Source organism: Actinokineospora diospyrosa (genome assembly GCF_024171925.1).
In the GTDB taxonomy this organism is placed as follows: Bacteria; Actinomycetota; Actinomycetes; order Mycobacteriales; family Pseudonocardiaceae; genus Actinokineospora; species Actinokineospora diospyrosa.
Window position 1 is genome coordinate 78,813 of record NZ_JAMTCO010000004.1, and the last position, 15,272, is coordinate 94,084.

Sequence of the window (15,272 nt, forward strand, 5' to 3'; positions counted from 1 at the left end):
CGTTCTCGGCGCACCGCAGCACCGCACCCGCCGCGGGGGGCGCACCGGTGACGGCCGGGGTGGGCGGCCCGGCCCGCTGGCCGTGGGTGCTGTACCTGGCCGTCGGCGCGGTGCTGGTGGTCCTCTACTACCTGGCCCCGGTGACCGCGGGCGGCTTCCCGCTGCGGGTGGTGCTCTACTGCCTGATCAGCACCTCGGCCGCGGTGGCGGTGTTCACCGGGCTGGCCAGGCACCGCCCCCGGCCCGCGCTGCCCTGGCTGCTGATCGCCGCGAGCCAGCTGGTCTACGCGCTCGCCGACGCGATCTTCTACATCTCGCACTACGTCTTCGACGTGACCGCGTACCCCTCCCTCGCCGACCCGTTCTACCTGGCGCACTACCCGCTGGCGGTGGCGGGCATCGTGCTGCTGATCCGCCGCCGCACCCCCGGGCGCGGCCTGGCCGGGCTGCTCGACGCCGGGACGCTGGCGGTGGTCGCGGCGATGCTGTCCTGGCTCTACGTGCTCGGCCCGCAGACCCGCCTCGGCGCGCCGCTGCTGGTGGAGGTCGTCTCGCTGGGCTACCCGGTGATGGACCTGGCGCTGCTGACCGTCGCGCTCGGGCTGGTGCTGGGCCCCGGGTCGCGCCCACCCGCGTTCTTCCTGTTCATCGGCTGGCTCGCAGCGATCATGACCGCGGACACGATCTACGTGGTGCAGCAGCTCAACGGCACCTTCCAGGCGGGCAACTTCCTGGACGCGATCTGGCTGGCGGGCAACCTGGCGCTGGGCGCGAGCGCGTTGCACCCCACGATGCGGGCCATCGCCGAGCCGTCGCCGGTGCCGGACGCGCCGCTGAGCCCGGTGCGGATCGCGGGCCTGTCCGCCGCGGCGCTGATCGCCCCCGCCGTGCTGTTCGCGCAGTGGGCGGGCGGGTCGGTGCGCGACGTACCGGTGGTGGCGGGCACCTGCGCGCTGCTGTTCGCGCTGACCATCGCCCGGCTCGCCGCCCTGGTGTCCGACCAGCGCAGGCTGGCCATCACCGACGCGCTGACCGGCCTGCACACCCGCCGGTTCTTCGAGGCGCAGCTGCCGCTGGAGATCGCCAAGGCCCGCCGCTCAGGCGGCTCGGTCGCGGTGCTGATCGCCGACGTCGACCACTTCAAGACCATCAACGACCGCGACGGGCACCCGGCGGGCGACCAGGTGCTGGTGGAGATCTCGGCGCGGCTGCGGGCCACCGTGCGCGCCGGTGAGGTGCTGGCCCGCTACGGCGGCGAGGAGTTCGCGCTCATCCTGCCCGGCGCCACCGCCGACACCCTGCCGATCATCGCCGAGCGGCTGCGCAGGACGGTGGCTGGCGAGGCGATCACGCTGCCGACCGGCAGGCGGGTCATGGTGACGGTGTCGGTCGGCACCTCGGTCCACCCGACGCACGGCACCACCCCGGACGACCTGGTGTCCATCGCCGACCGGGCCCTCTACGCCGCCAAGGACGCGGGCCGCGACCAGGTCGTGTTCGGCGCCTCGCCGGTGTACTCCGAGGTCCCGGTGGACGGGCTGGACTACCTGCACCTGGTGGCCGACGAGGTCGACGCGCTGCTCGCGGGTGAGCAGCGCAGCCGGGCGGTGGCCAGGGTGGCCCGAGTGCTGGCCGCGGCCTGCGGCCTGGACGGCGAGTCGACCAGGATCACCGAACTGGCGGGGCGGCTGCACGACATCGGCAAGATCGCGATCCCGCGGGCGGTGCTGGTGAAGCCAGGCCCGCTGACCGCGCCCGAACGGGAATTGGTGCGCGCCCACCCGGAACACGGCTACCGCATGGTCTCCGTAGTCCCCGGACACGCCGCCGTAGCAGCAGTCGTCCGCCAACACGCAGAACACTGGGACGGCACGGGGTATCCCGATGGTCTACGCGGGGACGAGATCCGGCCAGAGGCTCGCGTGGTGGCAGTGTGCACCGCCTGGGTGGCAATGCTGACCGATCGGCCCTACCAGGCGGCGCTAACGGTGGACCTCGCATGCGCGGAGTTGGTCGCCGGTAGCGGTAGCCAGTTCGAGCCCGCCTTGGTGGAGGTGTTCCTGGCCCTACGGGAACGCGGGGACGACACCCTCGGCACACACCTGCTCGGAAAGAGCTAACGGCGCACCCATCACCCCCACCACCACCCCAAGCACCCTCACTCCCCCACCACCAGCCCGCCAACCTCCCCCTGCTCGATGGGGCGGACTTGTTTTGCGTGGGGGGACAACACCCGTAGCGTTTCCTCGCGGCAGGGCCACGCTTTTCGGCCCCTGCTTTGCGGACCTGTCACGGGTGTTGTAGGGGCCCCGCGCAAAACAAGTTCGCCCCATCGAGCCGACCGCACTAGCAACCACCGCGAACCACGATGCTCGGCGCCATCGAGCCGACCGCACTCCCAACCCCAGCACGGACACACGGCCAACACTCAGGGCCAGGCCACGAGCGAGGACCGGCCTGCCAGTAACCAGCGAGCGAGACCGCCTAGCGAGGACCAGGCAGCGCGCCATCAGCGGGAACAGTGGGCACGGAAACCCGCACCGTGTCCGGGTACTTAACACCCGTACCGGTGTTGAGCACGACCACTCGCTCCCCACCGTTCAGCCAGCCCGACTCACGAAGACGCACAAGAGCAGCAAAGCACGCCGCACCCTCCGGACAAACGAACGTGCCTTCATCACGCGCAAGCTCTTGTTGCGCCGCGAGGAGTTCCTCGTCAGTGACAGCTACGGCAGTGCCGGAGGTCTCCGCTAGAGCGCGCAGGATCAGGAAGTCGCCTAGAGGCTTGGGAACGTTGATGCCGAAGGCGACCGTGGTCGGCGCGGCAGGGGCAACGCTCTCGGTCGCGCCTGCCTGCCAGGCGTCCACAATGGGCCTGCATCCCTCGGCCTGCACCGCGACCAACCGGGTCTCGGGGTTGAGCCAGCCCATCTCGCGCATCTCGTCCAACGCCTTGTGGATGCCGATCAGCCCGACACCGCCGCCGGTCGGGTAGAGGATGACGTCGGGGGCGCGCATCCCCAACTGTTCCACGATCTCGTACCCCATCGTCTTCTTGCCCTCGATGCGGTAGGGCTCCTTCAGAGTCGAAACGTCCTGGTAATCCGGCCGCTGCTTTAACGCCTCGCGGATCAACGCCCCCGCGTGGGAGATCAGACCGTCGACCAGGTAGAGCTCCGCGCCCGCGGCGACGCACTCCGCGCGGGTGATCACCGGCGCGTCCACCGGCATCGCGATCAGCGAGCGGATGCCCGCCCTGGCCGCGTAGAGCGCCCAAGCGGCACCGGCGTTGCCGTTGGTGGGCATGGCGATCCCGCGCACACCCAACTCCGCCGCACGTGACACGCCCACCGCCGCGCCGCGCGCCTTGAACGAGCCCGTGGGGATCAGGCCCTCGTCCTTCATCCACAGATCCGGGACACCGAGGCGCTTACCGTGCACGGGCAGCGGCAACAACGGCGTCATCCCCTCCCCCAGGCTGATAACCGCCGAAGGTGACGCCACCGGGAGGACCTCGTGGTAGCGCCAGAGCGTCGCTTCGCGCCCGGCCACCGCCATCCCGCGCGCGGCGGCCAGGTCGTACCGGGCGAGCAGGGGCGAACCGCACGAACACGTCCCCTGCACCACCGCCGCGTCCAGCTGCGCGCCGCACTTGGGGCACTCCAAGTGCGACAACGTCGAGAACGGCGTCGACTCCGGCACGGCACACCCTCCAGGGATCGGTTGACCCCACCGTAGGCACTCCCAGGGGGTGGAATCCAGGGCAACCGCGACCGGCGGTCAGGAGCGGTCGTGGGCGATATCACGATCTCCACGATCGCGGACCGACCGCGCCCGGCGTTGTCGCCGCTGGTGATCGCGGTGGCCCCGGCCCGGCCGCCACGGGTCCACTGTGGACCGCGAGCGGCCTGCGGAATCGACCTTGATAACGGCGAGGGCACGAGTCGGTCAAGATCGTTGATCCTCGGTCGCGGCTGGGCACCCCCGGGTGGACGCCCGCCGAGCGCGTCCGACAGAGTGCTCTCACCCATCGACTCGACACCGGGTCCGCGTCATCCGCAGCCATCCATCGACAGGAGCGCGCAGGTGAGTCCGAAGATCGACATAGACCCCGAGCACGCCGAGGCCATCGCGGCCACGGTCAGCCTGGCCGACAAGATCCGCTACGCGTGCGAGCGGGTCGACCCGCCGACCACGCACGCGGTGCAGCAGTGGCTGGCCGCCTACGGGGTCAACGGCGTCACCCGGGCCTACGCGACCGGCATCATCAACACCTGGCGCGGCGAGAACCGCATGGGCGACACCGGCGACCTGGTGGCGATGAGCCCGGAACTGCTCGCCGAACTCGACGCCCTGCGCTCGAGCGCGGACGCGGCCACCGCCGCCGACGACTCCCCCACCGTGGTCGGCCTCACCCCGGTCGGCGCGGACCAGCCCCAGCCGCAAGGCGACTCCCCCATCCCCTCACCCGACTCGGACACCGTGGACACCGACAGAGACTCCGCCGCGGACACCGCGACCATCGCCCTCCCCGCGGACAGCACCCCCGACACCCCCGCGCCGCGCACCGACGCGGAGTCCGCCGCCGCACCGACCAACACAGCACCGGTTGCCGCCGCACCGACCAACACCGCGGCCGCGGACACCGCGAAGATCGACGCCGTGAAGATCGTCAGCGCTGACGTCGACAGCGCGGACGACAGCGCGAAGGCCGACCCGGCCGCGGTCGACGGCGCGCGGGTCGACAGCGCGCCGGACACCGACGACGACGCCGGGGGCGAGCGGCCGCGGGAGTCCACCGCGCTCGTCGCGGGCAACGCCGTGGTGGTCGCCGAGCAGGCCCCGGTCGACGGCTACGTCACCGCGCGCGCCGAGCGGATGGACAACCCGCTGATGGAGCCCGCGGCGCCGCTGACGCCCAAGGTGCCCACCGTGCTGTCCTGGTCGGCGAACATGGCCTGGATCGTGGTGCTGGTCGCCGCGATGGGCATCTCCTGGTGGTCGCTGTTCGAGTACGCCCGCGGCTTCAGCATCCCCACCCCGCTGGCCGCGGTGGTGTCGCTGGTGTTCGACGCCTCCGCGCTGATCGTCGCCGGGTTGGCGCACCGCTACGCGCTGTCGCCGTACTCCGGCGCGGGCCCCCGGTTCGCGCTGCTGGCGCTGCTGGCGGGCAGCGTCTACCTGAACTGGGAGCACGCCGCGGGCAAGGGCTACGGCATCGAGGCGTCGATCATGTTCGCCGCGCCAGCCGCGGTCGGCATCCTGCTGTTCGAACTGCACATCGGCTGGCACTCGCGCAGCGAGCGGCGCGCCAGGGGCCGGGTCGCGCGGTCGCTGCCGGTCATCGGCGCCTGGGGCTGGTTCCTGCACCCGATGCAGAGCCTCACCACGCTGTGGCGGGTCACCCACGCCCGCGGCGTCTCGGTGCGCGAGTCCGAGCTCAACAGCATCGAGTCGCTGCGCGCGATCAGCGCGCCGCAGTGATGAGCTCACCAGTTGCGCACTCGTCGGTGACGAGCGTGGTGGTGACGAGCGTGCCGCGGTAACGCCGCTCACCCCCGTCACCACGCTGACGAACCACCCGCGCGCGGGGCCCGGACCGGCAATCGGTCCGGGCCCCGCGCGCATGGGGGCGTATACCGTACGAACTCCGGTACGGTGGGGTCCGGCGGGGCGGCGGGGGCAGCCGCGGCACCGCCCGTTCGGCGATCGGCGACGTGCGCCGGGCGCGTCGGGACCGGTTCCCGAGCGCCCGCCAGCCCGCCGCTGGTATCCCTATGCACTACAGGAGGGGACGATGGTCGAGTCGAGTCGGGTGCCGGGCGGGTCGCGTGGGCAGCGCGACCCGGGTGGGCGGCGCGCTCCGGGCAGGCGGCGGCCGATCGTCCACACGAGAACGTTGGGACCGATCACGGTCGGTGATCCGCGGGTGGCCGGATTGGCCCGGGCCTGTGCGTCGCCGACCGCACCGAGGCGGACCAGTTAGGATCGGGCCACCATGGCAAAGGACGCGACGAAGGACCACACCGGGGGCGGCGGCGATCCCGCGCGCAGCCTCGCGCTGCTGTGGCGCAAGCAGACCCAGGCGCCGGTCCGCAACGGCAGGCGTGACCTGAGCGTCGACCGGATCGTGGCCGCGGCCATCGAGGTCGCCGACGCCGACGGGCTCGGCGCGCTGTCGATGCGCCGGGTGGCCGACAAGCTCAACGTGGGCACGATGTCGCTCTACACCTACGTTCCGGGCAAGGCCGAGCTGATAGACCTGATGCTCGACACCGTCTACGCCAACACGCACCGCCCGGCTCCCGAGCTGCCCGCGGACAACCGGCGGTGTTGGCGCGAGCGGCTCGAGCAGGTCGCCAGGCAGAACTGGGACCTCTACCACCGGCACCCGTGGATGCTGCGGGTCGGTGTGAGCCGCCCACCGCTGGGCCCCAACGTGATCGCCAAGTACGACCACGAGTTGGGCACGGTCGCCGGGATCGGGCTCACCGAGACCGAGATGGACACGGTGCTCACCCTGGTGATCGGGCACGCGGAGACCTCGGCGCGGCGCGCGGTGGAGGCCAGCGGCGAGGGTGAGAGCGGCGTCACCGAGCAGCAGTGGTGGGCAGCGCACAACCCGGTGCTCACCTCGGTGCTCGACCAGAGCCGCTACCCGCTCGCCGCCGCGGTGGTCACCGCGGTCGGCCGCGCGGCCGAGGACCCCAAGCACGTGTTCGAGTTCGGCCTGGCGCGCATCCTCGACGGGGTGCAGGCGCTGGTCGACGCGCGCGACGCGACCGGCTGAGCCGGGCCCGATCGTCCACAGTGGCCGGGCGACCGGCGCTTGTGGACCGACCGGGCCCCGGCCGGGTCAGCGCCGCGGTGTGATGTGCGACTCCAGGCCGCGCACGAGCAGGTCGAGCCCGAAGGCGAACCGCTCGGTCCGCCCGCCCTCGGCGAGCTCGCGCGCCATGGTGCTCATCAGCGGGTAGTGCGCCGGTGACAGCGTGGCGAAGTACGCGCCGACCCTGGCGTAGTGCTCCTCGGGCGGGTTGCCCGCGCGGGCCTGCGCCACCCCGATCGCGTTCTCCACGGCGCTGGCGGCGACGTAGAGCGGAACCGCGTCCAGCGCCCACGCCACCGGCTGCGCCGGGATGCCCGCGCCGGTGAGGATGACGACCATGGTCTCGGCCGCGCGCATGGCGTTGGGGCCGAGCGGGACCTTGCCGAGGCTCACCCTGGCGATGTCGCCGTTGTCCATGAGCGTCTCGTGCGCCTCGGTCCACAGCGCGGTGAACTGCTCGCGCCAGCGCGCCGGGTCGGGCTCCGGCAGTGCGATCTCGCCCACGACCTGGTCGAAGAGCAGGTCGAGCAGCTCGTCCTTGTTCGCCACGTGGGCGTAGAGCGACGCGGGCCCGGTGCCCAGTTCGGTGGCCAGCCGCCGCATGCTCAGGCCGTCGACGCCCTCGGCGCGCAGGATCGGGCGGGCCGCGGCGAGGATCGCCGCCCGGGTGAGCGAGCGCCGGGGGCCGCTGTTCTTCGGCGGGGTCCACCAGGGCGGCTCGGGGGGCAGGTCGGCGGCGGTCATGACCGGGAGCCTAGTTGACACGAACACCGTTCGCTAGTAGAACAGCGTTCGTCAACGAACAGCGTTCGCGTTCTGGAGGGGTGGGGTCGATGACCACGATCGAGGCGGGGGCGCCCGCGCAAGCGCCGTACAAGTGGCGCTGGTGGGTGCTGGTCGCGGTGCTGGCTGCGGAGATCATGGACCTGCTGGACGCGACCGTGGTCGGCATCGCCGCACCGTCCATCCAGGACCACCTGGGCGGCGGCAGCACGATGATCCAGTGGGTGGCCGCCGGGTACACGCTGGCCTTCGCGGTCGGCCTGATCACCGGTGGCCGCCTGGGCGACCGGTACGGGCGGCGCCGGATGTTCCTGATCGGGCTGGGCGGGTTCGTGCTCACCTCGGTGCTGTGCGGGCTGGCGCTCTCGCCCGCGATGCTGGTCACCAGCCGGATCCTGCAGGGCCTCTTCGGCGCGGCGCTGATCCCGCAGGGCTTCGGCGTGATCCGCTCGATCTTCCCGCCCAAGGAGCTCGGCGCGGCGTTCGGCGCGTTCGGCCCGGCGATGGGGTTGGCCAGCGTCGGCGGCCCGATCCTGGCAGGCGCGCTGGTCGCCTGGAACCCCGGTGACGCGGGCTGGCGCACGGTGTTCCTGATCAACCTGCCGATCGGCCTCGCCGCCATGGCGCTGGCCTGGAAGGTGCTACCGGAGTCGCGCGCCGAGCACGCGCCGAAGGTGGACCCGGTGGGCATGGCGCTGGTCAGCACCGGGCTGGTGCTGCTGATCTACCCGCTGGTGCAGGGCCGCGAGCAGGGCTGGCCGGGCTGGGTGTTCGCCATGCTCGCCGCGTCGGTGCCGGTGCTGGCGGTGTTCGGGGTGCACCAGGTCCGCCGCCACCGCGCGGGCCGGGCGCCGCTGGTCGAGCCCGCGCTGTTCACCTCGCGCGCGTTCACCGGCGGCCTGGTCGTCGGGGTGGCGTTCTTCGCCGCGATGTCCGGGCTGATCCTCACCCTGGGCCTGTACCTGCAGCTGGGGCTGCACATGTCCGCGCTGGACGCGGGGATCGCGGTGGCGCCGTGGGCGCTGGGCGCGGCGATCGGCGCCGCGCTGTCCGGCGCGGTGCTCGGGCGCAAGTACGGCCGCCCGGTGCTGCAGGTGGGGGCGCTGATCATGGCCGCGGGGATCGTGCTGGTGATCGCCGAGTTCGGCTCGAGCGGGATCGCGACCGGGTGGGACCTGGCGCCGGGGCTGCTGGTGTGCGGGATCGGGATGGGGCTGCTGATCGCGCCGTTCTTCGACATCGTGCTGGCCGGGGTGACGCTGCCGATGGTCGGTTCGGCCTCCGGTGTGCTCAACGCGGTGCAGCAACTCGGTGGCGCTGCCGGGGTCGCGGTTCTGGGGACGGTGTTCTTCCAGCACTTCGAGAGCGGCGACCAAGCGGGGTCGGTGCGGGCCGTGCTGTGGGTGACGGTGGGGCTGATCGTCGCGGTGGCCGTGCTCGGCTTCTTACTCCCCCGCCGGGCGCGTCCCGAAGACGCCGAGTAAGGCGCTAGTGGCGCGACCCAGAACGTCGACCATGTCTCGACCCGCCCACGACGCGCCTGGCGGCGTTGCCGAAACGCCCAAGTACACCCAGTACGAGGACGTTCCGGCGCCTTGCCAGCCACGCCGTGGACCCGCCGATACACGGCCAACGTTCTGAGTCGAGCCACTAGAAAGCTGTGCGCTCCAACCAGTCCTCGGCGACGCTACCGTCGCCGAGGACTTCCACTGTCGCAAGGGGACGCCTGCGCAAGAGCACGAGCATGAGATCGGTCACCGGTCCGCGCAGTGCCACCGTCGCCTTCTCGTGGGTGTGCTCCCACACCGGTCCCGGGCGCACCAGCCACTCCCCCGCGCCGTCCGTCGCGTGCAGGTGCAGGCTGGTCCCCTCGGTCAGGATCGGGTCCTTGGCGAAACCGTCGGCCAGCAACCCCAGCCACTCGGAGATCGTGTCGGCCGCCGCCTCGGGGGCGGCGGCGAAGGGCGCGTCGAGGGCGAGGGCCGCGTCGGCGTGGTGCACGACCGCCTCGCAGGCCCGGCGGCGGACCCACCAGGTGGCGGGCCGCGGACCGGTGAAAGTCCAGACCGGACTGTCCGATCCGGTCCGCGCGACCGCGTCGAGCAGCAGCCCGGAAGCCCCGGTGAGCCACAGCGCCTGGTCACCGGACGGCGTGCCGTCCGCCACCGCGCTCGGGTGCACGAACTCACCGCCGCGCACGATCTCGGCCGCCCACCGGTGACCGCGGCCGACGTGCCGGGCGAGTTGGCCGAGCGACCACTCCGGGCAGGTGGGCACGGGCGTGGCGGGATCGGCGGCGGCGGCGAGCGCGGCGAGCCGGGCGGTGTGGTCGACCAGTACCGCGGCGTGGTCCATGGGACAACACGGTATCGCCACCCGGCGCGCGGCCGGCGTTTACCCGACACGCTTAGGCTCCGGCGCGTGCCGCAGGGGATCCACGCATGAGAGCCACCGGTGGTCGGACGTACGATCACGCCGTGATCGACCTGAGCACGTTGCTCGACCCCATGGCCTGGCCCCGGTGGCTGGCCCGCGACGCCGAACGGCGCAAGGTGGCGAGCCCCGAGGTGCTGGCCCTGGTCGAGCAGGCAGTGCGCGACTTCCCGGCCGCGGCGTTCGCCGGTGGGCTGCTCCCCGCGCCGCTGCCGCTCGAGCACGCGGAGAAGCTGCCCCGGGGTGAGCACCGGGAGACCACCGAGGGCGCCCGGGTGCGGCACCGGGTGGTGGCCGAGCCCGGTGGGGTGCGCGGCTGGAGCCTGGGCCGGGGCGTGGTCATCAGCATGGCGCAGACCGCGGTGCGCCCGGTGTACGCGCCGGTCGCGCGCGGTGACAGCGCCGCGCTGCGCCAGGACGGGTCGGTGGTGCGGGTGCTGATCTCGGCGTGGGAGCCCTACCCGGCACCGGTCGAGGTCGAACTGGACGACCGGACGGTCCCGCTGCCGGACTACCTGCTGCGCGTGCTCGGCGACCACCGCCGCTAGCGGCTAATCGCTGGCGCTCGAGCGGTTCTGGTAGGCGAGGTCGAGGTACTCGGGGTGGCGCCGCATCCAGGCGGCGATGAACGGGCAGGTCGCCAGCACCGCGACGCCCCGGCTCCTGGCGTCGTCGAGCGCGGCCCTGGCCAGCGCGCCACCGACGCCGCGGCCCTCGAAGGCGCTGTCGACCTCGGTGTGCGGGTAGACGACCAGGTCCGCGCCGCGCAGGTACTCGGCGAACCCGGCGACCCGCCCGTCCACCCGCGCCTCGAACCGGCCGCGCTCGGCGACGTCCACCACCTCGACTGCCACATGTTCCTCCTGGTCGACCCGATCCCCACCCGATCCTACGGTCGCGGGCGGCGATGTCCGGTTTGCCCGGCGCCGGTGTGAGGAATGTTCGGATCGAGGTCCCCACCGACGATCCAGGAGCCACCCGATGCCGACGACCGAGCCGTCCACGACCGACACCGCGGGCACCGATGGCGCGGAGTCACCGCAGCAGCGGCTGACCCGCAACCTCAACGAGCTGCTGCAGGAGCTGCGGGTGGCCCAGGCTGGCGTGCAGATCCTGTTCGGGTTCCTGCTGTCGATCGCGTTCACCGAGGTCTACACCCGCGACGCGAACGCCTTCGAGCGGGCGACGCACCTGGTGGCGGTGCTGTTCGCGGTCGCGTCCGTCGGGCTGCTCACCGCGCCTGCCGCCTGGCACCGGATCCTGTTCCGGCAGGGCAAGCGCGAGGAGATCATGCGGCTCGCGACCCGGACCACGCTCGCGGGCCTGGTGTGCCTGTCGCTCGCGGTGACCGCGTCGGTTCTGCTGCTGGCCGAGATGGTGATCGGCGGGTGGGCGGCGTTCGCGGTCGCCGGGGTGTGCGGGGTGCTGATCATGGTGCTGTGGTTCGCGGTGCCGATCCGCGAGCGCGCGGAGTAGCCGATACCCGCTGGCCCGGGTGGGTGCGGCCTTGGTTGACTGCCGGGCATGAGTTCGCTGTGGGCCGGGACCCGGGTGCGGCTGCGCGGGGTGGAGCCCGAGGACTGGCAGGTGTTCCAGGGCTTCGCCGAGCACAGCGGCGACATGCGCGCGGTGGACCGGGTGTACCCGCCGCGCTCGGCCCGCTGGTTCCGCGAGTCCACCACGAGCCGCTCCACCCAGGTCGGCGAGAACCTGGACCTGGCGATCGAGTCGCGCGAGACCGGACACCTGGTGGGCGGCCTGTCCACCTCCGGGGTCGACCGCCGCGCGGGCAGGTTCAGCTACGGCATCGGTATCGGCCACCAGCACCAACGCCGCGGTTACGCTGCCGACGCGGTGGGCCTGCTCTTGCGCTATATGTTCGGGGAGCAGAGGTTCCACAAGTGCGAGGTGAAGGTCTACGAGTTCAACGAGGCCTCCCTTGCCCTGCACCGCTCACTGGGCTTCACCGAAGAGGGCCGGCTGCGCTCCCATGAGTTCTTCGGCGGTAAGCACTGGGACGCATACCTGCTCGGCATGACACTGCCCGAGTTCCTCGACCGCTGGGACTTGCCGGAGGTCTAAGGGATGTGCGCGGCCAGTTCGTCGACTGCGTCGCGCGGCGTACGCGGTGGCGCCTAGGGGATGCGGGCGGCGAGTTCGTCGGCCTCGATGGTGGCGTTGGCCTGGTGGTAGAGCGACCGGGCGCGGGACCAGTGACGGGCGGCGGTGCCGGTGTCGCCGGTGCGGGACTCCAGTTCGCCCAGGTCTCGGTGGAGGTGGGCGAGTTCGTAGTCGTCGGGGACGGCGGTGCGGATGGAGAGGCTGCGCTCCAGGTGGTCGCGGGCGGCGGCGAGGTCACCGGCGGCCAGGTAGACGCGGCCAAGCTGGTTGAGGGCGGAGGCCTCGCCGTGGCGGTCGCCGACCTCGCGGCTGAGGTCGAGGGCCTCGCGGAAGTGGGTGCGGGCCTGCGGGATGTCACCGGCGTCCAAGTGGGCGCGGCCGGTGTCGAGCAGGGATTCCCACTCCAGCCAGCGGTCGCCGATGGCGCGGCTGACGGCCACGGCCTCACCGAGGTGCGCCAGCGCCGCCCGGTGGTCGCCGCGTTGCAGCCAGGCCTCGCCGAGGGTGTCGAGGGTCGCCGCCTCGAGGCGGGCGTTGCCCAGGCCGCGGAAGGTGGCGAGGGCGTCGGTGAGCGGGACGAGGCTCTCCTCGGCGCGGCCCATGCGGACGAAGGTGTGCCCGAGGTTGCGCTGGGACAGGGCGCGGCCGAGGTCGCTGCCCGCCTCGGCGCAGCGGGCGACGGCGAGCCGGTGCGCGGCGATGGCCTCGTCGAAGCGGCGCAGTTCGGCGTAGGCGTTGGCGATGTTGTTGTGCACGTGCCCCTCGCCGACGAGGTCGCCCGCGGCGCGGACGGTGCGCAGGGCCCGCTGGTTGGTCTCCAGGGCCTCGCGCAGGCGGCGGGTCATGAAGTAGGCGACGCCGAGCGCGCGCAGCATCTCGGCCTCGGCCACCGCGTCGCCGAGGGCCGTCGCCGCCGCGGCGCCCTGGCGGCAGAGCTCGACCCGGTCGTGCCAGTGGCCGGTGGCGTCGAAGAAGCTGGTGAGCAGGTAGGTGAACTGCCACGCCGAGTCGAGCCTGCCCAGTTCGCGGGCGCATTGCGCCACCGCGCGCAGGTTGGGCCGCTCGGCGTCGAGGAACGCCAACGCGCCGTGGCGGTCTTCGAACGGGACGCGGGAACGCGGATGGCGCAGCGTTGGGGTCACCAGGTCGCGGTTGGGGTCGATCACGCGGTTGGCCTCATCGGCGACGACCAGGTACCAGTCAACGAGCCGCGACAACGCCAACGCCCGCTCGTCGCGCTTAGCCCTACCGGCGGCGAATTCCCTTACCAGGTCATGGAAGCGGAACCGGTCGTGGTCGACCTCGGTGATCAGGTGCGCCGCGGTCAGCGCCGCCAGGGATTCCCGCGCCCGCTCAACCGGCACCCCGCATAGAGTCGCGCCCAGGGCAGTGCTGACGGTGTTGCCCGGCGCCACTCCAAGCAGGCGGAACATGCGAGCCCACCCGGGCTCCAACGGGTCGTAGGCACTCGCGAACACAGCCCGCACGGTTCGCGTGTCACCCTCTACCGCGAGTGTGTCGAGCCTGCCCGCGCCGACTAACTCCGCCGCGGACTCAGCCACCGATCGCCCTGGTGCCGCGACAAGGCGGGCAGCTGCAAGCCGCAGAGCAAGAGGCATCCCCCCGCATAGACGGCTCAACCTGGCTGCCGCGCCCGGTTCCCGGTTGACCCGCTCGGTGCCGATGACCTTGGTCAGCAGCTCCAGCGATTCGCTGTGCTCAAGGCTGTCGATCGCGACAGGCACGACCGCGTGCCTTGTTCCCAGCGCCGCCAACGTCTGCCTGCTCGTCACCATGAGCAGCGACCGGCCGCCGCCGGGCACCAGCGGTAGGACTTGTTCCGCTTCACCAGCGTTGTCCACCAGCACAAGACAGCGCCGACCGTGCAGCAGCGACCTATAGAGCGCGGACCGCTCGGTCAGCTCAGCGGGCATGCGCTCGTCCGGTACGTCCAACGCTCGCAAGAGATGTGCCAGGGCGTCGGCGGCGGTTAGAGCGCGTCCGGCGTCGTGGCCGCCCAAGTCGAGAAAGAGCTGCCCGTCGGGGAAACGGTCGGCGACGCTATGTGCCCACTGCACCGCGAGCGAGGTCTTACCCATGCCCGCGGCGGCGGAGATCACGACGACGGGTCGCTCGTCGCCGGACCCGGCCAGCAGCGAGTCCAGTGTGGACAGTTCGCCCGCGCGGCCGGTGAAGTGCCCGACCCGGGCGGGCAGCTGGGCCGGGCCGCGCGGGGCCGGGCGGGGGTCCAGGTCGGGGTCGCGGCGCAGGATGGCGGTGTGCAGCTCGACCAGCTCGGGACCGGGGTCGACGCCGAACTCCTCGGCGAGGCGGGCGCGCAGAGCGCGGAAGACGCCGAGCGCGTCGGTGTGCTGGCCGCGCCGGTGCAGGGCCAGCATGCACAGCCCGGCGAGCCGCTCGCGGGTCGGGTGCGCGGCGACCAGCCGGGGCAGCTCCCTGGCGGCCTCGGCGTGCCCGCCCAGCCGCAGCTCGGCGTCCCACAGGTCCTCCATGGCCGCCAGCCGCAGCTCGTGCAGCGTGTCGACCTCGCCGCAGCCCCAGCTCTCCAGCGCGGCGTCGGCGAACGCGTCGCCGCGCCACAGCGCCAGCGCCTCGCGCAACAGCGGCGCGGCGGCCTCGGCGTTGTCGCGGCCCAGCTGCTCGCGGGCCGAGCGCACCAGCCGCTGGAAGCGCAGCGCGTCGACCACCTCGGGTTCGACCTCGAGCAGGTAGCCGGGCTCCCTGGTGCGCAGCACGGTCGGGAAGCCGCAGGCGGTGAGCGCCTGGCGGACCCGGGCGACGTGGCTGTGCAGGGTCTTCACCGCGGTGCGCGGCGGGTTGTCCCCCCAGAGCACGTCGATCAGCCGGGAGGCGGGCAGCACGGACCCGGCGTGCAGGGCCAGCACGCCCAGCACGGCGCGCTGGCGGGTGCCGTGCACCAGCGCGCGCCCGGCCGGGCCGACGGCCTCGACCGGACCCAGCACGCGCAGCTCGCCGGGTCGGGTCACCCCCAGCTCCTTCCGCGCCGCTCGGTAAAGGGAGCGTAACGACACCGCTGCGCTGCGCAAACACCCAAGTGGTTGAGCCGGGGTGCCGCGAAACCGCG

12 protein-coding genes are annotated in these 15,272 nt (G+C 72.6%); 7 read left to right on the forward strand and 5 right to left on the reverse strand.

Features of this window, described 5'->3' with window-relative positions; translation table 11 throughout:
* Window positions 1-47: 47 nt before the first annotated feature.
* Entirely contained in the window at window positions 48-2,120 is a 2,073-nt protein-coding gene (locus LV75_RS07525; protein ID WP_253886062.1) for a diguanylate cyclase, read from the forward strand.
* Between the two features lie 364 nt (window positions 2,121-2,484).
* On the opposite strand, the gene LV75_RS07530 is transcribed toward LV75_RS07525, so the two are convergent.
* Window positions 2,485-3,702 carry a threonine synthase gene (locus tag LV75_RS07530; RefSeq protein ID WP_253886063.1) on the reverse strand — a complete coding sequence of 406 codons (1,218 nt, stop codon included), beginning with the start codon at window positions 3,700-3,702 and terminating at the stop codon, window positions 2,485-2,487.
* A gap of 384 nt (window positions 3,703-4,086) precedes the next feature.
* On the opposite strand from LV75_RS07530, the gene LV75_RS35400 reads away from it, so the two are divergent.
* Together LV75_RS35400 and LV75_RS07540 are read left to right on the forward strand one after the other, a co-directional pair.
* On the forward strand, window positions 4,087-5,484 hold the full coding sequence (locus LV75_RS35400; RefSeq protein WP_253886064.1) for a DUF2637 domain-containing protein: 1,398 nt from the start codon (window positions 4,087-4,089) through the stop codon (window positions 5,482-5,484).
* A gap of 514 nt (window positions 5,485-5,998) precedes the next feature.
* Window positions 5,999-6,790, forward strand: a complete 792-nt coding sequence (locus tag LV75_RS07540; protein ID WP_253886065.1) for a TetR/AcrR family transcriptional regulator — start codon at window positions 5,999-6,001, stop codon at window positions 6,788-6,790.
* A 66-nt stretch (window positions 6,791-6,856) separates the two neighbouring features.
* On the opposite strand, the gene LV75_RS07545 is transcribed toward LV75_RS07540, so the two are convergent.
* Window positions 6,857-7,573: a TetR/AcrR family transcriptional regulator gene (locus LV75_RS07545; RefSeq protein ID WP_253886066.1), complete on the reverse strand. Its 717-nt coding sequence runs from the start codon at window positions 7,571-7,573 to the stop codon at window positions 6,857-6,859.
* 89 nt (window positions 7,574-7,662) lie between these two features.
* On the opposite strand from LV75_RS07545, the gene LV75_RS07550 reads away from it, so the two are divergent.
* A complete protein-coding gene (locus LV75_RS07550; RefSeq protein WP_253886067.1) occupies window positions 7,663-9,096 on the forward strand; it encodes a DHA2 family efflux MFS transporter permease subunit in 1,434 nt (477 codons plus the stop codon).
* Window positions 9,097-9,262: 166 nt separating this feature from the next.
* Here the strand turns inward: LV75_RS07550 and LV75_RS07555 are convergent, their stop codons facing one another.
* Complete coding sequence (locus tag LV75_RS07555; RefSeq protein WP_253886068.1) at window positions 9,263-9,967, reverse strand: maleylpyruvate isomerase family mycothiol-dependent enzyme; 705 nt, start codon at window positions 9,965-9,967, stop codon at window positions 9,263-9,265.
* Between the two features lie 122 nt (window positions 9,968-10,089).
* On the opposite strand from LV75_RS07555, the gene LV75_RS07560 reads away from it, so the two are divergent.
* Entirely contained in the window at window positions 10,090-10,593 is a 504-nt protein-coding gene (locus LV75_RS07560) for a hypothetical protein (protein WP_253886069.1), read from the forward strand.
* Window positions 10,594-10,596: 3 nt separating this feature from the next.
* On the opposite strand, the gene LV75_RS07565 is transcribed toward LV75_RS07560, so the two are convergent.
* A complete protein-coding gene (locus LV75_RS07565; RefSeq protein ID WP_253886070.1) occupies window positions 10,597-10,899 on the reverse strand; it encodes a GNAT family N-acetyltransferase in 303 nt (100 codons plus the stop codon).
* A 127-nt stretch (window positions 10,900-11,026) separates the two neighbouring features.
* On the opposite strand from LV75_RS07565, the gene LV75_RS07570 reads away from it, so the two are divergent.
* Together LV75_RS07570 and LV75_RS07575 are read left to right on the forward strand one after the other, a co-directional pair.
* Window positions 11,027-11,521, forward strand: coding sequence for a DUF6328 family protein (locus LV75_RS07570; RefSeq protein WP_253886071.1), 495 nt, complete (start codon window positions 11,027-11,029; stop codon window positions 11,519-11,521).
* Between the two features lie 48 nt (window positions 11,522-11,569).
* On the forward strand, window positions 11,570-12,127 hold the full coding sequence (locus tag LV75_RS07575) for a GNAT family N-acetyltransferase (RefSeq protein WP_253886072.1): 558 nt from the start codon (window positions 11,570-11,572) through the stop codon (window positions 12,125-12,127).
* 53 nt (window positions 12,128-12,180) lie between these two features.
* Here the strand turns inward: LV75_RS07575 and LV75_RS07580 are convergent, their stop codons facing one another.
* Window positions 12,181-15,174 (reverse strand): AfsR/SARP family transcriptional regulator, encoded by a 2,994-nt coding sequence (locus LV75_RS07580; protein WP_253886073.1) that lies wholly within the window; start codon window positions 15,172-15,174, stop codon window positions 12,181-12,183.
* Between the last annotated feature and the right edge of the window lie 98 nt (window positions 15,175-15,272).

Excerpts from the sequence above, each read along its gene's own strand:
- LV75_RS07540 (WP_253886065.1), top strand. The coding sequence starts at position 5,999 with ATGGCAAAGGACGCGACGAAGGACCACACCGGGGGCGGCGGCGATCCC.
- LV75_RS07545 (WP_253886066.1), bottom strand. The coding sequence starts at position 7,573 with ATGACCGCCGCCGACCTGCCCCCCGAGCCGCCCTGGTGGACCCCGCCG.
- LV75_RS07550 (WP_253886067.1), top strand. The coding sequence starts at position 7,663 with ATGACCACGATCGAGGCGGGGGCGCCCGCGCAAGCGCCGTACAAGTGG.
- LV75_RS07555 (WP_253886068.1), bottom strand. The coding sequence starts at position 9,967 with ATGGACCACGCCGCGGTACTGGTCGACCACACCGCCCGGCTCGCCGCG.
- LV75_RS07570 (WP_253886071.1), top strand. The coding sequence starts at position 11,027 with ATGCCGACGACCGAGCCGTCCACGACCGACACCGCGGGCACCGATGGC.
- LV75_RS07575 (WP_253886072.1), top strand. The coding sequence starts at position 11,570 with ATGAGTTCGCTGTGGGCCGGGACCCGGGTGCGGCTGCGCGGGGTGGAG.